This window comes from Methanobrevibacter sp., from assembly GCF_030539875.1.
In the GTDB taxonomy this organism is placed as follows: domain Archaea; phylum Methanobacteriota; class Methanobacteria; order Methanobacteriales; family Methanobacteriaceae; genus Methanocatella.
This window is the reverse complement of sequence record NZ_JAUNXI010000001.1, coordinates 1-21,241: the sequence shown is the minus strand read 5'-3', so window position 1 is coordinate 21,241 and position 21,241 is coordinate 1. Positions and strand designations below refer to the sequence as shown.

Genomic DNA, 21,241 nt, shown 5'->3' with positions numbered 1-21,241 from the left:
GTGGAAATATGAAAACATTACTAGTTTACTACTCAAGAACCGATGTAACTAAAAAAATAGCTGAAATCATTCAGGAAAAACTAAATTGTGATATTGAAGAAATAACCGACAATAACAGGTACAAAGGTGCAATCGGATATTTGAAAGGAGGAATGAATGCTGCCATGAGAAGAACAAGTGAAATCAATCCTATTTCAAAAAATCCTTCAGATTATGATTTAGTAATTATTGGAACTCCTGTTTGGGCTTCAAATATGGCAACACCAATTTATACTTATTTAATGAAATACAATAAGGAAATTAAAAAAATGGCATCATTCTGCACATGCATCAGAGGAGGATACGACTCAGCACTTGAAAACATCTCCGAAGTAACTGGCAAAAAACCAGTTACAACAATGTTTTTAACATCAAAAGATATTGAAAACCCCCAAGAAAAAATAAATACTTTTATTACTAATATCAAATAATTATATAGAATGTGATATTATGACTAAATGGAGCGCAATAATAACAGGTTTTATACTGGCCGTAATGGTCAAATCATTTTTTGCACAATATGAATTTGTCGGATTATTGATTGTCGGATTTATTACAGGATTCATTGCACGTGAAGGGACAATTGGAGGATTCTGGAATGCTTCAGTCGCAGGAGCACTAGGAACCATAGTTAGCGCAATATTATTTGTTTTAATTGCAACATTAGGTGGAAGTTTATTCAGTATTTTCGGAGGATTAACTGGATTTACCATTTCAGGAATTGCCAGTATAATCATAGTCCTAGGTTATTTAATATACTATGGAATCGTAATGGGAATAACTGGAGCAGTAGGAGGAGCAATAGCTTCTAAAAAATAAGTTGGAGAAAAAGCATGAATTTATTATCAGAATTAAACGTGAAATCATTGATTTTCGGAGCAGCAATAGCTTCCGCATTTATACTATTTGGATTTCAATATTGGGACTGGTTTTATCCGTTTGCAGCAATGGGACTTCTATATGCAGGATACGGACAACCAGATATTAAAACCGGTACCGTAATGGGAGCTCTTGCTTCAACACCAATTGTAGTGCTAACATTGCAAGGTTATATGGGAACTTTTCAGGAAGGATTTTTTACAACTGAAAACGGAATAATGGCAGTAACACTTGTGGTTATTGCTGTAGGTGCATTTGTTGGTTTTGTTGGTGCATGGACTAAAAGAAACCGTGTAAAAGCAATTGAAGAATACGAAAAAAAACAGAATATTGGTAAAAACAAGAAAAAGAAAAAGAATGACAAACAAACAGAACCTGAAACCGGTTTTTTAAATAAAATTTTAAAAAAATAAAGGCTTTGTAGAAATCCTATTTGATTTTAACAAAACATTTTTCTTTTCTATTTTTACTTTTATTTTCAAAAAATAATCTTAATCTCTGTATTTTATTTTACACATTAAATTCCACATCGATTGAAAAAAAAAAAATGAGCAATATATAGTCATATATAGTAAAACGGAAAATAAATATTATTATTAACTGCAAAAATACCTATTCTCGAGTTAGTAGTTTGTTTTCAAAGCAATTAACTCTTTCGGATTTTGGTTTTGAAAAGCCGGCACTCAAAAAAATTAAAGAAATTAACAAAGAGATAAAACAAAACATACTGTTAAAACTCATTAAATATGCATTTAAATACTCAAAAATGATGTTAAACAAGTATTCAAACCATTTTTCAAAGCATGACTTCACACAACCAGCATTATTCACAATTTTAGCCGTAAAAATCTACACAAAAAACACATACCGACAAATGACTGATTTATTAGAACTTTCTGATAAAATACATAAATATATACACTTAAAAAAGGTTTCACACCATACAACACTCCAAAACTTCTTTCAAAGACTACCAACATCAATATTACAAGAATTAAACAAATTAATATTACAAAATCATCAAATAAATGGCAAAATAATAGCCTTAGACAGAAGTGGCTTCACAAATGACTACGCAGACAAATATTACTCCATAATAAAAGACGAAAAGAACGAAAAATCCACGTAAAAAACTATATTTTAATTTTGATGTAAACAGCAAATTTATGCTCAATTTCGCAGCTCAATGAGGTCCAAAATTCGACACACAAATTGCGATCGCCGCAATAAGAAACATAAAGAAATATATCTACAGATTAACTCAAATTCAATGAAAATAAGGATTTTTACAACGCCAAAATAAAAAAATAAAAAATAATAACAGTTTTATGTTATTATTTTTTCCAATTCATCTCTTTCTATTCCGTTTTTAATTTCCATAGCAATTCTTCTACCCATACTTACAGGTTTTCCATAAGTTAAGTATGAATAAGGAGATCCATCCATAAATGTATTTGTACCACCATCAGTTCTTGCACTAATTTCGAAACAGATTACTTCCAAATTATCATTTACCAAAGTTTGCATACAGAAAGGACCGTTTAATCCAGGAGCAACTAATTTTTTAGCGCTTTCGGTTAATTTATCACCAATATCAAATACTTGAGGCAATAAAGATTCACGGATAACAGCAGGGTGGTTACCAGTAACAACATAAGATGGGCTTAAATCAATGTCTAATTGATCTTTAGCAGGCATTCTGACAAAACCGTCAATGCTGGATTCATATCTTGTATCCATACCCATTAACTCAACAGTATCATCCAATGCTGAGTAGAAATAATGTATACAGTAGTTACAACCAGATACATATTCTTCAATATGAGCTGCTTCTACATCACTATCATCTAACCATCCGCGTGATTTCATAGCTTCGATTTTTTCATAAAACTCTTCAGTAGAAGATGCAACAAAGTAACCTCTTCCACCTCTTGCACCTGGGAATTTGACCATTACCGGCCTATCGATATCGGAAGGACTGTCATATTTGAATGGTATTCTCACTTCCCCCTCAACAAGCAATTGTCTTTCCCTATCTCTTTCTGCCTCCCATCTAAGTACATCTCTGTTTCCAAACATAGGGACATTGAATTTGTCCTCGACATTATCCAAACCGGCATATGCAACAAAAGATCCATGAGGAATTACAATAGCGTTCATGTCTCTAAGTTTTTGTTGAACATCTTCGTTTACAATGTCTTTAAATTCATCGACAATGATATACTCGTCGGCAACTCCAAATCTTTGATATGGAACTTCCCTTCCTTTTTCACAAACAATAGCTGTTCTAAATCCTTCTTCTTTTGCGCCTTGCAAAATATGTAATGAAGTGTGGCTTCCAAGAGTAGCGATTGTTATTTCGTTTTTGTCATACTTAGCCAAAATATCCAATATATCTTCCTTTTTAACTTTGCCCATTTTATCGTTCTCCTAAAAAGAATGATAATATTATATATATTTAACTGAATTTATAATATTTTGTATTTGAATTTAGCATGAACTTTATTGTACAAATTAAATATAATTAAAAAGGATAATATACAAATAGATAAATTAAAAAAAAGGATTGAAAAATAATGTTAATTGGTTTAATTTCAGACACACACATTCCAGACAGGGCAAAAGAAATTCCCCAAAAAGTAATTGATTCATTTAAAGATGTTGAGTTAATATTACATGCCGGTGATTTAACTTCACCGGAAGTTATAGAAGAATTAGAAAAAATAGCTCCAGTTATGGCAGTTCAGGGAAATATGGATAGGGTGAATGGAATTAAACTCCCAAAAGCCAGGATAATTGAAGTGGAAGAATTGAGAATCGGTTTGGTACATGGAGAAGTTTATCCAAGAGCAGATACTCAACAATTATTGTATCTTGCAAGAGAACTAAATGCGGACATTTTAGTTTCAGGACATTCACACCAGCCAAAAATCGAACAGATTGAAAATGTTTTGCTTTTAAATCCTGGAAGCCCTATTGTGCCGAGACTTGCAGATAGGACTGTAATGTTACTTGAAATTAATGAAAAAGAAGTGGATGTAGACATAGTTAAAATTGGAGCACCTGTCTGCAGTGCCCTTGATTTTGACCAATATGAGAGGGATTAGAATGGGAAGTAAATGGCAAATGGAAAAACATAATGACCCTTATTATAAAAAAGCTAAAAAAGAGGAATACCGTTCAAGAGCATCATATAAACTCAAACAGCTTGATAAAAAATACAAAATCATAAAAGAAGGAAATACGGTTGTTGACCTTGGAGCCGCACCCGGAGGATGGTCACAAGTTGCCCTGGAAAAAGTTGGCGAAGAAGGAATTGTTGTAGGAGTGGACTTAAACAGCTTTAGAAAATTCCATGAAGAAAACTATTATGGAATTAGGGGAGACTTTACAACCCCCGAAGTTCAGGGAAAAATTATGGACATTATTGGAGGAAAGGCCAAAGTAGTAATGTCTGATGCATCACCTTCACTGTGCGGAATCAAAAATATTGACCAGCTCAGATCAATTGATTTAGTTAATGTTGTAATTGAAATAGCTGAAAATATCCTGGAGGAAAAAGGAAATCTTGTAATGAAAGTATTTCAGGGGCCAGAATATAAAAACATGCTGGATTCCATTAAAGGCAAATTCAGACATGTGCGAACAACCAAACCTGCATCATCACGTAAAAAAAGTTCTGAAATGTATGTTGTGGGCTTAGAATATATGCCTAATAAAAAAAGAGGAAAAAAATAATATTATAAAGTATTGTAAGCATCTTGAGCTGCTTTGAGTTTTTCTTTAGCAAAAACAATTCTGCTGTCAACATCGTTGGATGGTTTATTTGCATCTAAAGCACTTTGAACATTTTCAATTGCTGAATTTGCCCGTGTCAGCTCCAATTTAGCATCATTATAAACTTTCACATCATCAGAACCGCCAGCATAATAAGTTGGTTTAATATCATCAAATTTTACAGACAAATTCTGATATTCTGATTTAAGCTGAGCAAGTTCATCATACTGTGTTCCAGAGGATATATCGTTTGTAATGCTGGATGAAACTATACTATATCCTACATACGCCACTACAATAATTGTTGATATTATCATTATGATTCCAACAACAGAAATCATCATAGAAGTAGATTTAAATAAACTTAGTCTAGATTTTCTCATATTATCCTCACATAATTTAATAAAATTATCAGATTATAGTATATAAATTCTTAGTATATAAATTTTTATTGATGCAACACCAATAACAAAATTTTTTTTAACAATGAAAAAAAAATAATATGATAATGAATTCGACTACTAAATCACAAACATCAATTGCAAAATTTGAAGAATTTTTTGCCACATCTTATAAAGATGATGTATTTAAAATACTTGAGAAATATCCTGATGAACGATCGCTAAATGTGGATTACAGGACATTGGAAATATTTGATCCCGACTTGGCTGATTTATTAATCGACAAACCGGAAGAGGTCATGGAAGCTGCCAAAATAGCTATAAAAAATATTGACCCTCTTGTTAAGGACGCAGATATCAACATTCGTTTTGAAAATCTAAGTAACATCATCCCATTAAAAAATCTTTTAAGCAAATATATTGGAACATTTGTTTCAGCAGACGGAATTGTGAGAAAAACCGATGAAATAAGACCACGTATTGAAACCGGTGTTTTCGAATGTAGAGGATGTATGAGGTTGCATGAAGTTGAACAAAGCTCAGGGAATAAAATAATAGAACCTTCATTATGTAGCGAATGTGGTGGAAGGTCATTTAGGCTGCTTCAAGAGGAATCCCGATACATTGACACACAAACTGCAAGAATGCAAGAACCGTTAGAGAATTTATCCGGAGGAACTGAGCCTAAACAAATGTTAATGATTTTAGAAGACGATTTAGTAGATAAATTAAATCCCGGAGACAAAGTAAGAATCACAGGGACATTAAAAACATTTAGAGAAGAGAGAAGCGGCAAATTTAAAAATTATATTTATGTAAATTACATTGAACCTCTTGAACAGGAATTTGAAGAATTGCACCTCTCAGAAGAAGATGAGGAAAAAATTATTGAATTATCAAAAGACTCCAACATTTACGATAAAATCATCAAATCAACGGCCCCTTCAATCAGAGGTTACAGGGATGTAAAAGAAGCTATTGCTCTGCAATTATTCGGAGGATCTGCAAAACAGCTTGAAGATGAAACTAAATTAAGAGGAGACATCCACATTCTTATTGTTGGGGACCCGGGTATCGGTAAATCACAAATATTAAAATATGTCTCAAGATTAGCGCCAAGAAGTATTTATACAAGTGGTAAAGGTACAACCGGCGCAGGTTTAACAGCTGCCGCTGTAAGAGACGAGCTTGGCGGATGGTCACTTGAAGCAGGTGCATTAGTGCTTGGAGACCAAGGTAACGTTTGTGTTGACGAACTTGATAAAATGAGGTCCGAAGACCGGTCTGCACTTCACGAAGCTTTAGAACAGCAAACAGTAAGTATTGCAAAAGCAGGAATTATGGCAACATTAAATTCCAGATGTTCCGTGCTTGCTGCTGCAAACCCTAAATTTGGAAGATTTGACAGATACAAAGTTCTTGCAGAACAGATTGATCTTCCTGCTCCGATTATTTCCCGTTTCGATTTAATTTTTGTAATTGAAGATAAGCCAAGCAGAGAAAACGATTCAAAATTAGCAGAACACATTTTAAAAACTCACCAGGAAAATACTGTTAATTATGAAATTGAACCTGAATTGCTTAGAAAATACATTGCATATGCCCGTAAGAACATCAATCCAAAATTAACTGATGAAGCAAATGAAGTTTTAAAAGAGTTCTATGTAAGCACAAGGAACAGCAATCCTGATGAACAGGGCCCGGTTCCAATTACTGCAAGACAACTTGAAGCTATTATCCGTCTCTCAGAAGCCAGCGCTAAAATTAAACTTAAAGAAACTGTTGATAAGGAAGATGCTGAAAAAGCTGTGAGACTGCAAATGGCATGTCTTAAAGAAGTTGGTGTTGATCCTGAAACTGGAGAAATCGACGCAGATATCGTAAGTGGAGGAACACCTAAATCAGATAGGGACAAAATACAAAGAGTTACTGATGAAATCAAACTTCTTGAGGAAGAATATGCTGGACAAGCTCCTTCAAATGTATTAATATCCAATATGAGCGACAAATATGGATTAAGTGAAGATAAAACCGAACAGATTATTAAAAACCTAATCCAGAAAGGAGTTATTTACCAGCCGACTAACGGATACTTCAGGCTCGTAGACAACTAAACATAAATACATAATCAAATAACGGATTTTTAGACGTCCAGTCTAAAAACCTATTCTTTTTTTATAAAATTCAATATAACCTGATTCATATTACTTCGACGGCAATAATGCTCCATTTATAATAAGCAAAAATCTTTAAAAATAACCTGAAAATTGAAATAACACCAATAAGAATCTTAAAAAAAAAATGCAAACACCAATCCACAATAACATACAAAACATACAGTACAAATAACCCTGATGGGAGAAGAAGGAAATCGCCAGATTAGATACTTCCCAAATCCCTCTTCAAATACTGCAGACAGTAACGATTAAGTCTTAAAACATATCAAAAAGAAATTCATTTAAAAGAGAATAATATAAAAATCCTATTCAGCACAATAAAACTAAAAGGTTCATGAAGAAATAAAATAAAATGCTTAAGACCACATAATAAATAAACAAGACAAAAAAACACTGGTTTACAACATCGATTAATTGACCAAATTCCGAAGATGAAACTTCAACAAGACCCAACCAACAATACATTAATAAAGGATTAAAATAAAATTTAATATATTATACCTATACTAATTTTCACGGAGAGATAAAATGGAAAAATACGAAGATTTATTAGAAAGAGCAATTGACCAATTACCTCCTGAAGTATTTGAACACAAAAGATTCAAAATTCCTAAAGCTTATTCAGATATCCAAGGTAATAGAACATTTATTAAAAACTTTAAAGACGTTGCAGAAGGCCTAAATAGAGACCCTCAACACCTATTAAAATTCATAATGAGGGAATTAGGTACAGCAGGAAATATTGAAGGTCAAAGAGCAATTTTGCAAGGTAAATTTACTCATTATTTAATTAATGAAAGAATTGAAGATTATGTGGACAAATACGTAATTTGCCACGAATGTAACAGACCAGATACAAGAATTATTAGAGAAGGTAGAATATTCCTACTTAAATGTGCTGCATGCGGTGCTACAGCGCCTTTAAAAACATTATAATTTACCTTTTTTTACTTATTTTTATTGATACCATGTTTTGTCCGGAGTGCGGAAGTACTGATAAAGAAATGGTCGGCAACATCTGTATTGACTGCTTTTTAAAAGATTTCCAGATGATTGAACTGCCAAAAAGAATTGAAGTTCAAATATGCAGCCATTGCAACAGTAAACTTGAAGAGGGAAAATGGAGTGAAGAAAACATTCCCGAAGAAGAAATAATCTACAGAGCACTTGAGAGAAACATAAAAATTGCTGATGAAGTTTCAAATGAAATTATTAATCTTGAAATCGATCAGATGAAAGGTACGATAGCAAAATGTTACGTAGAGATTGTTGGTGAAGTTCAAAAAACTCAAATTGAAGAGACCAAAGAAACTGAAGTTAAAATCTTAAAAACAGTTTGTCCTACATGCAGCAAATTGCAGTCCGGCTATTACGAATCAGTTATTCAATTTAGAGCAGATAAAAGAGAAATAAAAAAAGAAGAATATGAAAAAGCTGATGATATTGTTGAAAAAACCTTAATAAAACAATACAAAAGCGACAAACTGGCTTACTGTCCTCAAATTGCAAAACTCAAAGAAGGTTATGATTATTACATCGGTTCTTTAAAGAGCGGCAGAAAGGTTGCTGAAGCTTTAAAAGAAGAGTTTGGTGGAGTAATTAAGGAATCACCAAGACTTATTAGCGAAGATAAGTCTACCGGAAAAGGACTTTACAGAATTTGGATTTCAGTTAGAATTCCTGAATTTGAAATTAATGATTTTGTTAAATATGAAAATAAGATAATCCAAGTAAACAATATCGATAAAAACAGGATTGTTGGAGAAGATATTGATACAAACAAAAAGCAGAATATTCCTTTAAAGAATATAGAAAAAATTTCACTTGTCAAAAAAGCGTCAGATATTCAAACAACAACAATAATCTCAATGTCTCCAAGCATTATCCAAATCTTAGATCCTGCCGATTATGGGGCTGTTGATTTAGAAATGAAAGAAAAATTCGCAGATTATAATATTGGAGATGAAATAAAACTTATAAAAATTGATAATTGCACATATTTACTAAACTAAGTGATAAAATGAATATTGAAGAAAAAATTCAGTTAATCAAAGAAGGAACCTTGGAAGTTATAGATGAAAAAGAACTAAATGAAGTGCTCAGTAAAGATGAACCTATAGCTTATACAGGTTATGAACCTTCCGGAAAAATACATTTAGGACATGCAGTAACTGTACAAAAACTTAAACAGTTGCAAAAATTAGGATTTAAAATTAAAATCCTTTTAGCAGATTACCATGCATTTTTAAATGAAAAAGGAACTGTTGAAGAAATTGCAGAAACAGCAGAGTACAATAAAAAATGTTTCCAAGCTCTTGGTCTTGATGAAACCACAGAATATGTTTACGGTTCAACATTCCAGCTAGACCCTGATTATACTGATAAAGTTTATAAACTGGCCACTATGACTACTTTAAAAAGAGCAAGGAGAAGTATGGATCAGGTAAGTCGTGCAGACGACAATCCTAAAGTAGCTAGTGTAGTTTACCCAATTATGCAAACTGTCGATATGGCGGCACTTAATGTAGATATTGCCCTTGGAGGAATGGAACAGCGAAAAATTCAGATGTTGGCACGTGAAAACTTAGAAAAAATTGGTGAAAATGTGCCGGTCTGTATTCACACACCATTATTGCACGGTCTTGACGGAGATGCAAAAATGTCTTCAAGTAAAGGAAACTATATTGCAGTAGATGACTCCGCTGAAGAAATTGCTAAAAAAATCAATAAAAGCTACTGCCCTCAGGGTGAAATTGAAGGAAATCCTATGATTGAAATTGCAGAAACTTTTGTTTATCCGAATCAGGAAAAGCTGCTCATCAAAAGACCTGAAAAATTTGGTGGAGACATAGAACTTACTCATGACGAACTGATTAAAGACTTTGGTGAAGGCAACTTACATCCGATGGATTTGAAAAACGGGATAAAAGATTTCTTAATTGAATTCTTTGCCCCTGTAAGAAAATACATGGAGGAAAATTAAATGGTTGAAGAAAAAGAAGAATTTGAAATGGGTTTGCCAAATGGTGTTGGCGAACAGATGCTTGCTCATGCATTCGAAAAATTCGATATAAAATTAGAACAAACCGAATTCGGACCTAAAATTATCGGAGAATATGACGAACTTGTAAAAGCAAAAGAATTCTTAGAAAATGCAATTCGTGAAAGATTAAAAGAGTTAGAAAGAGACTAAACTCTTTTATTTTTTATTTATTGTATACAGTCAGGGCATAACCCCACATATGGCGCCACAGTTTTTTTAATATCGGAAGAGACTTTATTTACACCATTATTCGCATTTATTATTTCATGAGTATAATTCTCAGCCAGTTTTAAGTAATTATCCTTAACTTCAACTAAAAACTCCTCATTTTCAAAGGTATCCTCACCAGAGGTTCTGGCAACTGATTTTTTAACATCCAAGTCAAGCAAAATCAATAAATCCGGTTTTTTAGCATACTTATTTAAAACTTCAATCCAATCAGCAGGTTTTTGATATGCTAAACTTGAAATAAATGACCTGTCCGAAATAATGATTTTCGATTTATCATCGAATTTGTCCATAATTAACATCCTATCCGCTGCAAAAAGAAGACCTAATGTTTTTTGAACCCTGTCTGTTGTTGCGTCTGGACGTTGCAATATTTTCCTAATTAGTTTTCCAACTTCAGAATCTGTTGGTTCCACTAATGTTTCAACTCTAAATCCGTTAGCTTCAAGCCATTCTTTTAATAATTGAATTTGAGTTGATTTTCCAGCACCATCAATTCCTTCAAATACAATATACATAAAATAGAATATGTTTTAAATTTAATATATAATTAATTATAAAGATATCAATGAATAAAACACAAGGTGTAAAAATAAAATGGTTTTAGAAGAATTATTGGCTCCCGCCGGATCATATGAAGTATTAGTTATCGCAGTTAATGCTGGTGCAGATGCAGTTTATATTGCCGGGCAAAATTATGGGGCAAGAGCATATGCTAAGAACTTTACAATGGAAGAAATAGAAAAAGCAGTTGAATATGCTCATTTAAATGGTGTCAAAGTCCACGTAACAGTTAATACATTAGTAAATAACTTTGAAGTGGTTGATGTATTAAATTATTTGTTTAAATTATATCAAATCGGAGTTGATGCAGTAATTGTACAAGATTTCGGATTGATTTGGCTTTTAAAAACTTTAATTCCTGATTTGGAAGTTCATGCATCAACACAAATGGGTTTAAACAATTACAGTTCGATTAAATGGGCCTATAAAAACAATATAAAAAGAGTGGTTTTGCCAAGAGAAATCAATATTGGACAAATAAGACAAACACATGATCAGCTTAAAAAAGACAATATCGATATGGATATTGAGATATTTGGTCATGGAGCATTATGTTACTGCGTTAGTGGAAAATGTTACATGTCATCTTACAATAGCGGAAGAAGCGGAAACAGAGGAGCTTGCGCTCAGCCATGTAGAAGAGAATATCGTCTAAAATACAGAGGATACAATATCGGAAACGGATATTTGCTTTCGACACATGATTTAGCCACATATAATAATTTAGAAGCAATTTCCAATGCAGGAGTCAAATCCCTCAAATTAGAAGGGAGAATGAAGTCTGGAGACTATATCGGAACCATTGTAAACAGTTACAGAAACCTCATCGACGGAAATCCCGGAGACTATAAAAAAGATCTACACCTCGTATTTAACAGAAACTTCACAAACGGATATGTGATGGGAGATGAACCAGGAGATGTAATGGGCAGAGGCAGTTCAGGACATGAAGGATTATACATCGGAGATATAACAAATATAGATGGTACAAAAGTCACAATTGAAATTAAAAACAAAGAAATCCCAGTTATTTTAGAACCTGGAGATGGAATTGCATTTAAATACAATGGCAAGATTAAAGGCATTTATTTAGAAAATATCATAAAACAGGACGAAAATGAAATCATAATAGACACAACACGTCTTGTCAAAATCGGAACTGAAGTATTTATAAGCTATTCAAAATCAACACACGAGTATCTAAAACAATTTGAAAAGGAAACCGTTAAAAATAATATCGGAATTAACTTATCCCTAACATGGGATGAAAAGCTAAACCTATTTACTAAAGTTGAGTATTACCTGAATGATGAATTAATTAATTTCAGACACAAAACATTGGATAAATTTGAAAAAGCCAAAAATAAACCTGTTTCCAAGGAAACAATTGAAAAACAGCTTAAAAAAACTGGTGAAACCCCATTTTATATTGAAAATATCCGTTTTAACAATATGCCGAATGACATTTTCATACCGATTAGTGAAATAAATCAAATCAGACGAGAAATATTAAATACTGCAACTGAAATGTTAAAAAATCACTATACTCCAACAAAGAAATCAGTAAAATCCGTGAGAAAAAATTTGACTAAGTTTATAGAGGACTATGAAAATGACAAAGGCAAAATTAAACAGAAAACACCGAAGTTATCCATATTCATTGATAGCCTCTCACAGATTAAAGCCACATCAGGATTTGAGTTGAAGCGAATTTATTTTGATGGAACCTGCCATTACAATAACCCTGAGGATTACTTTAAAAATATTAAAGATATTTTAAAGAAAGGAAGTTTGATGGCTGCGCAAACTGAATTTGTCTGGGTATTATCATCATTTATTTCACAAGAAGACGCAATAAGATGTAGTGAAATCATAAAAGAGCTTGAAGATGAAGGCATAATAATTTCTGTAATGGGGGATTTTCCGGCAATGAGCGAAATATTTGATTGTCCTATTTATGGAAATCATAATTTGAATGTGTGGAACAGTTTCTGTGTTCGCAATTTAAATGAAGCCGGATTTAAATCATTAATTTTATCATCTGAACTTTCAAGTGATGAAATTAAAGAATTAGTACTTAAAAACCATGACAGAAATATTGATTTGGAAATGATTGTCAATGGAAATTTAGAAGTAATCGTAAGTAAAGACGATTTTACTAATTTAAATGATGGAAAAGACTTTATAATTTCAAATGATGCTGATTATGCAATTCTAGAAGATAAAAAAAGGAAAAAATTCAAATACAAAGTATTTTTCGACTACAATAGACAAAGCCACATTATCAACAAGGACTGTTTATGTTTAATTGAAGAAATGAATGAAATTAAAAACTTAGGGCTTGATTCATTAATTCTTGATTGCAGATATTCTGATGAAAAATATACAAGCCAGATATTGTCAATTTACAACGAAAGCCTTAAAAATAAAACTCCGGAAGAATTAAGCGAATACAAATACCAAATAATGGACTTTTCACAATCCTACATTAACAAAGGCAATTATATTGAAGGCAGATTACACGAGGATTAACAATGAGAATTCCCGAATTACTTGCACCTGTTGGGTCAATGGATAATTTGAAAGTGGCGATAAACGCCGGCGCCAGTTCTGTTTATTTATCTGGAAAAAAGTATGGAGCCCGTAAATACGCCACCAACTTCACGCTAGATGAAATTAACGATGCAGTAAATATGGCCCATATGCATAATGTGAAAGTTTATGTTACTGTAAACACATTAATAAAAGAAGATGAACTGGAAGATGTGATTAATTATCTCTCAAAGTTATATGCAATTGGAGTAGATGCCGTTTTAGTACAGGATTTAGGATTAATTGAACTGATTAACAGATATTTGCCAAACTTGAAAGTTCACGCGTCAACGCAAATGAACTGTGAAAATCAGTTGAAACTGGACTATCTTGAAAGCAAAGGAATAAAAAGAATAGTGCTTCCCCGCGAGATGAGAAAAGAAGAAATCGCATCTCTTAACACAGATATGGAACTTGAAGTATTTGCTCATGGAGCATTATGCTATTCCTATTCAGGCCAATGCCTAATGAGCAGTTTCAAAGGAGGGCGCAGCGGAAACAGAGGAACCTGTGCACAACCCTGCAGACAAAAATACAAAATAGAGGGAATTAAAAAAGAAGATTATTATTTATCCCCTTGCGATTTGAGTTTATTTAATCGATTAAAAGACCTTTCAGAGCTAAATATCAGCTGTATTAAAATTGAAGGCAGAATGAGAAACAAGGAATATTTAGCCATTGTAATCAGCAATTACAGAAAAGCGTTGAATAAATTAAAAAGCGGCAAGGAACATAGAAGTGAAGAAATAAACCTTGTATTTAATAGAGGACTTTGCGAAGGGCATTTCAACAATTCGCCAAAACGAAGCCTTAAAGCAGGACATATTGGATTAAAAATAGGTCATGTAATAGACTCAAAGAAAAACCAAATAGCAATCAGGTTAAATGATTCAATTGAAGACATTCCTGGAAATGGAGACGGTTTACTCCTTATTAAAAACAATAAAGATTACGGATTTGAAATATCCCAAAATCCATTAATTACAACATTAAATCATTACCAGAACGGTAAAAATAAACCAGTTAAAGACCTAACACGAAAAAATAAAGTTTTAGTTGTTAAAAAAGTATGGCAAAATAAAAAAAGCACTTTCGATTTAACAGAATCTGACGTATATCTGACAAAAAGAAAAGAAATAATTAAAAAAGCAAAAGAAATTGAAAATAAAGGATCAAGTTTTGTTAAATCAAAATTAATAATTACATTTTCAATGAAAAATAAATTCCCCCTATTAAAAGGAAAATTAACCCTTGCCAATAGAAAGCAGTTTGAATGCGAGGTTGTTGGAAACACTCCATTTGAAAAGCCTCTTAAAAAATGTGTTTCTGCAGATACCGTTAAAAAACAGCTTCAAAAAACTGACAACTACCCATATGAAATTATCCAGACCAATATCAATTATGACGGAACCTTGTTTATTCCAATCAGCAAGATTAATGAACTTAGAAGAAACTTATTTGAAAAATTAGAATTGGAAGTTGTTAGCTCATACAAACACGAAAATAAAAAAATTAAGCTAAAAACATCTGAAAACAAACACAAGAACTCAGGCCACAATATTTCTTTTTATACAAATAATCTAAACCATTTAAAGAATATTGAAAATGTGAAAAGAGTTTATTTGGAAATCCCAAATGAAAACGATTCATTGATTATTTCAAATGAGAATTATAACCTTAATTACATGATTAATTTTATTAAAAAAGCCTATGAAATATCCCATGATAAAAATTATGAGCTAATCTGGAAATGGCCGGATATCACCCATGACAAATTAGTTAAAGCATTCAATAAAGTAAAAAGCATATTAAAAAAGATGCATTATAATTTGCCCGTTATGAGCAATAATTTTAATGGAGAATATTCGTCCTATTCTATGAACACTGCAAATAATGAAACAATAAACAGCCTTAGAAATTATAAAATCGTAACATTATCGCCGGAGCTGTCTAAAAAAGATTATGAAGACATAATCAGACATTGCAAATCACCCAGTAAAATTGAGATACTGGTTCAGGGCTCTGTTGAACTTATGAAAACAAGATATCCTCTGCTTTATGGAGATGAACATGAAAAAAATTATAAGAATCATTTAATAGATTCGAAAGGCAGCAAATATCCTATTCATAAAAGTATTTCTTCAGAAGAATTGATTATATTTGACGACAGAGAACTTTGTTTGATTAATGAAATAAACCATCTAAAAAACATCGGATACAATAATTTTGCAATTGATGGAAGATACAAAGACGATGATTATTGCAAAATGATTGATATCTATAACAATGCACTTAACGGCAGCATCTATGAGAAAGAATTGAAAAAACACAGTCTTAAAAACACGACTGCCAACTATTAGATATTACTTTTCAAATGCTCTTGGCAATGCTGAATATATATTAAAAAAAATATCATATATAAAAAAAGGGTTTGGTGAATATGCAAATGGAAAAAATGTCTTTGCAAAATATTAAAGGAATTGGAGATAAAATCTCAAAAAAGATTATAAACAGTGTTGGAGGTGAAGAAGAACTCCAAAAAATTGTTGATAATGTTGATGTTGAAAGAATAATTAATATCGAAGGAATAAGTCAGAGGAAAGCCATCGACATAATGAATCAATTGTTAAACAATCCCAAATGCGAATTTATAAAAAGTGACAGGGCAATAGAGCTTTATGAAGATATTATCAATAAAATGCTGGCATATTCCAACACTTCATATTCAAAAAATAGAATTTTATTGCTTTCACCATCAAAAGATATTGAAAAAATAAATTCACAGCTCGATTTTGTGATGAAGGCAAAACAGCACGTCTCACAGCTTCCAATAATAAAATTAAAAGGATTAATGAAAAATTTAAAAGAAATCGAAGAACCGAAACCAGAATATGATCCAAGCAAAGTCATTCTTGTTGAAACAGACGAGGACAATTTATATCTTACGGATTTAGGATTGAATCAATATTATCCAATCATTACTGCCAACGATTCACCTTTACTTAGAGAAGAACTTATGAATTATGATTTGGTATTTTACGTTTATTCACAGGGAATACTCGATTTTGAAGGTATGCCAAATCTTGTAATGATAAATATTGAAGATAATGATTATGAAATCGTTCCAGAAAAGACAATAAACTTTTTTATACAAAATAAAGATTTGTTTTCAAGAGTTCATGAAATACAAAAAATCAGGAATAAAAAAAGCGTACTGGGAGAAATTATTCCGATTATTGATGAACTAAATATTATTGATAAAAGAGAAGTGGATGTTGAAAAACTTGTTTATTCTCTAAAAGAGGATATGGATAACGAATTGGAAAATTCAATTAAACAAGTAGACCTTGAAGGAGATGAAATTCTTAACTTATTAAACAACAACTTCCCGCCAAAGATTAGTAAAATATTTGATGAGATTATAAGTAAAAGAAAAGAAATCATACATGAAAAAACAGGGTTAAGTTTTGATCCATTTTTAAGAGCATACCCGATTAAAATTGATGATGATGAAATTCAAAGAGTAACGCTTGAACAATCATCTAAAAAAGAGAATGATATTTTTGACATTAAACGAAATGCATCCATAGAATTAAATTCTATTAAAAATAAAGCTATTGAAGAAGTTAGAGATGCAATTAAATTTGACTATGAATTTAGTTTAGGCAGCTTTGCATACGAATATGATTTATGCAGACCAGAATTTAGTGAAGAAATAGAATTAAATGGAGCGTTGCATTTAGAACTTGCACTTAAAAAAGATGAAAATTTTGTTCAAACAATTGATTATCAGCTAACACAAGACGAAAATATCGCACTATTGACAGGGGCCAACAGCGGAGGTAAAACAACACTTCTTGAAACCTTAACACAAATATCCATAATGGCCCAAATGGGACTTCCAGTAAGTGCAAAAAGTGCGAAAATCAAATTATTTGATGAGATTTATCATTTCTCTAAAAAAAGATCACTTGATGCCGGAGCATTCGAATCATTCTTAAATGTATTCATACCAATCGTTACCACAAAAAGTGAAAAATTAGTACTGTTAGATGAATTGGAAGGAATAACCGAACTGGATGCTGCAGTTAAAATCATATCCACATTCATAGATATGATAAAAGAATCAGATTCATATGGAATAATTGTTACCCATATGGCAAGAGAACTCATGAACTATACTGACATTAGAGTTGACGGTATCGAGGCAAAAGGATTAGATGAAAATTATAATTTAATCGTAGATAGAACCCCTAAAATGAATTTCCTCGCTAAAAGTACTCCGGAATTAATTTTAAAAAGAATTTATGAAAAATCAGACGACGATTTAAAGGCAGTATATGCTAGAATTTTAGAAAAATTCTAAAATCCGGTTTTGGCATGTTCTTTACTTATCTCAGAACATGAATGCATATTAAAAAATATCCTTTTCTTTAGTTTTTTAAGGTCTATCAGGAAAATACTGTTTCAAGTGAACTTTTCACTTCAACCATTTCTTCACCAAGTTATTCAGCTTTCACAGTTATTTCCAAATCACCGTACAAACCAGATTTCTAAGTGCCATCATCATTAATTAATTTCATAAATAATAAACATTTGAAAAGTAAAATTAGATAGTAAAAAGGGATTTTGCCCGTATACTATACAAAATATTTAGTACTTTTAGCACGATACCATAATATACTATATAAAAATGGAATTGGGAAATACAAAATATTTCCCAAATTAACATTTTACATTAATGAAAAAGTTTTTATTGGAACAAATATTACATTATCCACTTTTTTAATTGTTTTGGTTGTATCCGATATGACAACCCCATGCGGAGATTTATATCGCCTTATTGCATCATTAATCTGACTGGTACTTTTATCACCATGGCCAACTTCTATTGGAATTACCTCATCAAAATCTTTTTTTATTATAAAATCAACACGTTGTTTTTTCACTTTATGCGTGTCATAGAATATGCCAAAATCAAAGAACCTTTCACTATTTTTCAGATTGACCAGACCTGATCCAACTAATGTCTCAAGCATTATTCCTTCATATTCACTCTGTTGTATAGATGAAAATCCGAATTTAAGATTAATTGCATGCATTATGCTCGGTGTTGCAAAAAAATATTGCCATGATTTTTTTGCTCTTGCATTTGCACCTGCATACGGCTCTATATGAAATATCAAATGAGTCTTTTCAAGCAAGTCCATTATTGTATTTACACTTCCTGCTGATGTTTTGATTTTATTTGCAAGTGCATTTTGTGAAATGTCACCAGGATATTTCTCTGCTAAAAATTTCATTAACCTCAATGCATTAGTTTGCATATTGGCAGTTAAGTTACTCATTGTTCCCAGATCCTTTGTCACAACCGTTTCAACAGAATAATATAATTTTTTTGATGCACTTCTGTGATTTGTATCATGCATAACTGATGGAAATCCGCCAAACTTAAAATAATTATCCCAATCCATTGAATTATAATTCTTTAAATTCAACAAATCTTTATTTACCTGTTTTTCTTTTATGATTGCATTATCAACATTACCATTGAAAAGTAAATCCACCAAATCATTGGAAATATCAGTTGGATAATTGTATTTTAATTTTAGATGTTGTGAATAATTTAATGGTGTTATCGGATACCTAATCATTCTTCTTGCAGCTTCAGCATTATACTCCAGATTTATTGCTGATGAACCTGTGAAAATCATGAAAATATTTTTTGATTTATCATTAATCAGTTTGCCTGAAATTGACCATTCCCTGTCAAAGTGGGATTCATCAATTAACAGAAATATTTTTTCATCAAGTGTCTGAAGTGATGAATTATGGAATGTCTTCAGATAATATTTGATTATATCATAGATATCGCAATCTTCTATTTTATTTAATTCTTCACATGAAAAATATAATATCTGCTCAGGATTGATATTTTTCTGATTCAAAAGATAATCATATGCCTGAAATAGAATAGTTGTTTTTCCAACACCCCTAAGGCCGGGCAATACAATATATCTATTAACATTATTTCCATCAATAAATTCATCAATAAACCCTTTTATTTCATCAAAATCATCCCTATGATTAAATTTGACTCTATTATTGGATAATTCACTGTTTAGGGATAATGGAGTGTCCGTAATTTGACTTTGTAAAAAATCATAAACTGAATCTTCATTATCGGGATTCATGACATTCACCTCTTTGATAATATATTGAGTTATTTTATATAAATAGTTATTCAATATATTGAATGATATTATATAAATTAACATTCAATAAATTATAAGACATAATAAATTTTTAATTCATAATTAAGTTAACAAAATCAGTATACAAGAAACTTTTTATTTGAACTTCCTTTACTGACCCCTCCACATGACCCCCAAACTCATTTTCCAAATCCTGAACTAAAGAAACATACTGCAAGCATCTTAACTCATCTTTATCCATTACAAAATCCAAATCACTATTTTCATTAGCCTCATGAGCATAAGACCCGAAAAGACTGAAAGTATTAATACCCTACTTAATAACTTGGAAGAACTCTTTATTTGATATCCCAATAGTGAAAACCATGGAAAACTCACCTCGTTGCAATGAATTTAGATTAAATAATTTCAATTTTATTAATAATAAATATTTTCAAAGTGCGGCTGTGTAAAAAAACACCATTAAATCTAACTAATAATACTTACAAAAAAAAGAGATATAAAAGATTTTGCCAGTATACTAACTCTCTTGAATCATTGCTAGAATACCCTTAGCTCCTCGAGCAACCCTCGAAACTGGCAGCCTATCCAATGCTGGGTTTCTTCTAATCATAGACAGTATCAACTTCCCTCATAAAAGGACCGAAGGCATTGGTCATAAAAATGATGCGACATTAATTACTATATAAAAAATACTATTTAACTATTTCTTAAAATAAAATTGATTAAAAACAATTCCCTACTTTGAGCATTGCTTAACTCGAAAAATAAAAAAAAATCAATCAAAAATTGATTGCTCAGCTAATACTTTTATATCCATTTAAGAGATATGAAATAAAATACAAAAATAAGTTTTCCACTATTAAGAAAAAATCAAAAAATAATTAGTTAATAAAAATAAAGATAATTCAATAAGTATATAATTATAATGAGCTTGCAGCGAAATGAAATTCCCATAGAAAACCATAGTACACAAACAAAACACAAAAGGACTTCACTACTGGGATCGAAACGAGACCAGGTATAACCCCCATGCTATGACCGCAAAACTCATTATATTTATGAGAATGATAAAAATAATAAGTAAATAAGTAAATTTGTATTATAAAAGGCTTGCAGCGAAATGAAATTCCCATAGAAAACCATAGTACACAAACAAAACACAAAAGGACTTCACTACTGGGATCGAAACGAGACCAGGTATAACCCCCATGCTATGACCGCAACACCTAATAATACAAATAATAATCATGATTTGAAAATCAGTACATTTTCACCCTTACTGTTAACACCTAACCAAATTATATTAAACCAATATAATATATT

The 21,241-nt window shown here is 31.5% G+C and carries 19 protein-coding genes and 2 rRNA genes; 14 read left to right on the top strand and 7 right to left on the bottom strand.

What is annotated here, in order from left to right:
- Nucleotides 1-8 precede the first annotated feature (8 nt).
- The 4 genes from Q4Q16_RS00105 to Q4Q16_RS00090 all read left to right on the top strand — a co-directional run bounded on the left by Q4Q16_RS00105 (nucleotide 9) and on the right by Q4Q16_RS00090 (nucleotide 2,047).
- Nucleotides 9-470: a flavodoxin gene (locus Q4Q16_RS00105; protein ID WP_303345356.1), complete on the top strand. Its 462-nt coding sequence runs from the start codon at nucleotides 9-11 to the stop codon at nucleotides 468-470.
- A 19-nt stretch (nucleotides 471-489) separates the two neighbouring features.
- Nucleotides 490-858, top strand: a complete 369-nt coding sequence (locus Q4Q16_RS00100) for a DUF5518 domain-containing protein (protein ID WP_303345355.1) — start codon at nucleotides 490-492, stop codon at nucleotides 856-858.
- Between the two features lie 14 nt (nucleotides 859-872).
- Nucleotides 873-1,331: a hypothetical protein gene (locus Q4Q16_RS00095; RefSeq protein ID WP_303345354.1), complete on the top strand. Its 459-nt coding sequence runs from the start codon at nucleotides 873-875 to the stop codon at nucleotides 1,329-1,331.
- A gap of 218 nt (nucleotides 1,332-1,549) precedes the next feature.
- Complete coding sequence (locus Q4Q16_RS00090; protein ID WP_303345353.1) at nucleotides 1,550-2,047, top strand: hypothetical protein; 498 nt, start codon at nucleotides 1,550-1,552, stop codon at nucleotides 2,045-2,047.
- Nucleotides 2,048-2,244: 197 nt separating this feature from the next.
- Here Q4Q16_RS00090 and Q4Q16_RS00085 read toward each other — a convergent pair whose 3' ends face one another.
- Nucleotides 2,245-3,336, bottom strand: coding sequence for a formate--phosphoribosylaminoimidazolecarboxamide ligase (locus Q4Q16_RS00085; RefSeq protein ID WP_303345352.1), 1,092 nt, complete (start codon nucleotides 3,334-3,336; stop codon nucleotides 2,245-2,247).
- A gap of 158 nt (nucleotides 3,337-3,494) precedes the next feature.
- Here Q4Q16_RS00085 and Q4Q16_RS00080 point away from each other — a divergent pair, with 158 nt between their 5' ends.
- Nucleotides 3,495-4,025, top strand: a complete 531-nt coding sequence (locus Q4Q16_RS00080) for a metallophosphoesterase (RefSeq protein WP_303345351.1) — start codon at nucleotides 3,495-3,497, stop codon at nucleotides 4,023-4,025.
- Between the two features lies 1 nt (nucleotide 4,026).
- A complete protein-coding gene (locus Q4Q16_RS00075; RefSeq protein ID WP_303345350.1) occupies nucleotides 4,027-4,656 on the top strand; it encodes an RlmE family RNA methyltransferase in 630 nt (209 codons plus the stop codon).
- A 2-nt stretch (nucleotides 4,657-4,658) separates the two neighbouring features.
- Here Q4Q16_RS00075 and Q4Q16_RS00070 read toward each other — a convergent pair whose 3' ends face one another.
- Nucleotides 4,659-5,078: a hypothetical protein gene (locus Q4Q16_RS00070; RefSeq protein WP_303345349.1), complete on the bottom strand. Its 420-nt coding sequence runs from the start codon at nucleotides 5,076-5,078 to the stop codon at nucleotides 4,659-4,661.
- A 125-nt stretch (nucleotides 5,079-5,203) separates the two neighbouring features.
- On the opposite strand from Q4Q16_RS00070, the gene mcm reads away from it, so the two are divergent.
- The 5 genes from mcm to Q4Q16_RS00045 all read left to right on the top strand — a co-directional run bounded on the left by mcm (nucleotide 5,204) and on the right by Q4Q16_RS00045 (nucleotide 10,466).
- Nucleotides 5,204-7,210, top strand: a complete 2,007-nt coding sequence (gene mcm, locus Q4Q16_RS00065; RefSeq protein WP_303345348.1) for a minichromosome maintenance protein MCM — start codon at nucleotides 5,204-5,206, stop codon at nucleotides 7,208-7,210.
- A 591-nt stretch (nucleotides 7,211-7,801) separates the two neighbouring features.
- Nucleotides 7,802-8,209, top strand: a complete 408-nt coding sequence (locus Q4Q16_RS00060) for a translation initiation factor IF-2 subunit beta (protein WP_303345347.1) — start codon at nucleotides 7,802-7,804, stop codon at nucleotides 8,207-8,209.
- Nucleotides 8,210-8,241: 32 nt separating this feature from the next.
- Nucleotides 8,242-9,285, top strand: coding sequence for a 60S ribosomal export protein NMD3 (locus tag Q4Q16_RS00055; RefSeq protein ID WP_303345346.1), 1,044 nt, complete (start codon nucleotides 8,242-8,244; stop codon nucleotides 9,283-9,285).
- An 8-nt stretch (nucleotides 9,286-9,293) separates the two neighbouring features.
- Nucleotides 9,294-10,256: a tyrosine--tRNA ligase gene (locus Q4Q16_RS00050; RefSeq protein ID WP_303345345.1), complete on the top strand. Its 963-nt coding sequence runs from the start codon at nucleotides 9,294-9,296 to the stop codon at nucleotides 10,254-10,256.
- The gene (locus Q4Q16_RS00045) at nucleotides 10,257-10,466 is read left to right on the top strand and encodes a hypothetical protein (RefSeq protein WP_303345344.1); all 210 of its coding nucleotides are present in this window, start codon (nucleotides 10,257-10,259) and stop codon (nucleotides 10,464-10,466) included. It abuts the gene before it with no gap.
- Between the two features lie 17 nt (nucleotides 10,467-10,483).
- Here Q4Q16_RS00045 and tmk read toward each other — a convergent pair whose 3' ends face one another.
- Entirely contained in the window at nucleotides 10,484-11,062 is a 579-nt protein-coding gene (gene tmk, locus Q4Q16_RS00040; RefSeq protein ID WP_303345343.1) for a dTMP kinase, read from the bottom strand.
- Between the two features lie 79 nt (nucleotides 11,063-11,141).
- Here tmk and Q4Q16_RS00035 point away from each other — a divergent pair, with 79 nt between their 5' ends.
- The 3 genes from Q4Q16_RS00035 (at nucleotide 11,142) to Q4Q16_RS00025 (ending at nucleotide 18,066) form a co-directional block, all read left to right on the top strand.
- Complete coding sequence (locus tag Q4Q16_RS00035) at nucleotides 11,142-13,640, top strand: U32 family peptidase (RefSeq protein WP_303345342.1); 2,499 nt, start codon at nucleotides 11,142-11,144, stop codon at nucleotides 13,638-13,640.
- A 2-nt stretch (nucleotides 13,641-13,642) separates the two neighbouring features.
- The gene (locus Q4Q16_RS00030) at nucleotides 13,643-16,060 is read left to right on the top strand and encodes a U32 family peptidase (protein WP_303345341.1); all 2,418 of its coding nucleotides are present in this window, start codon (nucleotides 13,643-13,645) and stop codon (nucleotides 16,058-16,060) included.
- Nucleotides 16,061-16,140: 80 nt separating this feature from the next.
- On the top strand, nucleotides 16,141-18,066 hold the full coding sequence (locus tag Q4Q16_RS00025; protein WP_303345340.1) for an endonuclease MutS2: 1,926 nt from the start codon (nucleotides 16,141-16,143) through the stop codon (nucleotides 18,064-18,066).
- A gap of 367 nt (nucleotides 18,067-18,433) precedes the next feature.
- Here Q4Q16_RS00025 and Q4Q16_RS00020 read toward each other — a convergent pair whose 3' ends face one another.
- From Q4Q16_RS00020 to rrf (Q4Q16_RS00005), 4 genes are all read right to left on the bottom strand, one after another.
- Nucleotides 18,434-19,894, bottom strand: a complete 1,461-nt coding sequence (locus tag Q4Q16_RS00020; RefSeq protein ID WP_303345339.1) for an ATP-binding protein — start codon at nucleotides 19,892-19,894, stop codon at nucleotides 18,434-18,436.
- 112 nt (nucleotides 19,895-20,006) lie between these two features.
- Nucleotides 20,007-20,156: a hypothetical protein gene (locus Q4Q16_RS00015; RefSeq protein ID WP_303345338.1), complete on the bottom strand. Its 150-nt coding sequence runs from the start codon at nucleotides 20,154-20,156 to the stop codon at nucleotides 20,007-20,009.
- 690 nt (nucleotides 20,157-20,846) lie between these two features.
- Nucleotides 20,847-20,964: ribosomal RNA gene (gene rrf, locus Q4Q16_RS00010) — 5S ribosomal RNA — on the bottom strand.
- 61 nt (nucleotides 20,965-21,025) lie between these two features.
- A 5S ribosomal RNA gene (rrf, locus tag Q4Q16_RS00005) occupies nucleotides 21,026-21,143 on the bottom strand.
- Nucleotides 21,144-21,241 lie beyond the last annotated feature (98 nt).

Excerpts from the sequence above, each read along its gene's own strand:
- mcm (WP_303345348.1), top strand. The coding sequence starts at position 5,204 with ATGAATTCGACTACTAAATCACAAACATCAATTGCAAAATTTGAAGAA.
- Q4Q16_RS00025 (WP_303345340.1), top strand. The coding sequence starts at position 16,141 with ATGCAAATGGAAAAAATGTCTTTGCAAAATATTAAAGGAATTGGAGAT.
- Q4Q16_RS00035 (WP_303345342.1), top strand. The coding sequence starts at position 11,142 with ATGGTTTTAGAAGAATTATTGGCTCCCGCCGGATCATATGAAGTATTA.
- Q4Q16_RS00030 (WP_303345341.1), top strand. The coding sequence starts at position 13,643 with ATGAGAATTCCCGAATTACTTGCACCTGTTGGGTCAATGGATAATTTG.
- Q4Q16_RS00085 (WP_303345352.1), bottom strand. The coding sequence starts at position 3,336 with ATGGGCAAAGTTAAAAAGGAAGATATATTGGATATTTTGGCTAAGTAT.
- Q4Q16_RS00070 (WP_303345349.1), bottom strand. The coding sequence starts at position 5,078 with ATGAGAAAATCTAGACTAAGTTTATTTAAATCTACTTCTATGATGATT.
- Q4Q16_RS00020 (WP_303345339.1), bottom strand. The coding sequence starts at position 19,894 with ATGAATCCCGATAATGAAGATTCAGTTTATGATTTTTTACAAAGTCAA.
- Q4Q16_RS00055 (WP_303345346.1), top strand. The coding sequence starts at position 8,242 with ATGTTTTGTCCGGAGTGCGGAAGTACTGATAAAGAAATGGTCGGCAAC.
- Q4Q16_RS00075 (WP_303345350.1), top strand. The coding sequence starts at position 4,027 with ATGGGAAGTAAATGGCAAATGGAAAAACATAATGACCCTTATTATAAA.
- tmk (WP_303345343.1), bottom strand. The coding sequence starts at position 11,062 with ATGTATATTGTATTTGAAGGAATTGATGGTGCTGGAAAATCAACTCAA.
- Q4Q16_RS00080 (WP_303345351.1), top strand. The coding sequence starts at position 3,495 with ATGTTAATTGGTTTAATTTCAGACACACACATTCCAGACAGGGCAAAA.
- Q4Q16_RS00100 (WP_303345355.1), top strand. The coding sequence starts at position 490 with ATGACTAAATGGAGCGCAATAATAACAGGTTTTATACTGGCCGTAATG.
- Q4Q16_RS00060 (WP_303345347.1), top strand. The coding sequence starts at position 7,802 with ATGGAAAAATACGAAGATTTATTAGAAAGAGCAATTGACCAATTACCT.
- Q4Q16_RS00045 (WP_303345344.1), top strand. The coding sequence starts at position 10,257 with ATGGTTGAAGAAAAAGAAGAATTTGAAATGGGTTTGCCAAATGGTGTT.
- Q4Q16_RS00015 (WP_303345338.1), bottom strand. The coding sequence starts at position 20,156 with ATGGATAAAGATGAGTTAAGATGCTTGCAGTATGTTTCTTTAGTTCAG.
- Q4Q16_RS00095 (WP_303345354.1), top strand. The coding sequence starts at position 873 with ATGAATTTATTATCAGAATTAAACGTGAAATCATTGATTTTCGGAGCA.
- Q4Q16_RS00105 (WP_303345356.1), top strand. The coding sequence starts at position 9 with ATGAAAACATTACTAGTTTACTACTCAAGAACCGATGTAACTAAAAAA.
- Q4Q16_RS00050 (WP_303345345.1), top strand. The coding sequence starts at position 9,294 with ATGAATATTGAAGAAAAAATTCAGTTAATCAAAGAAGGAACCTTGGAA.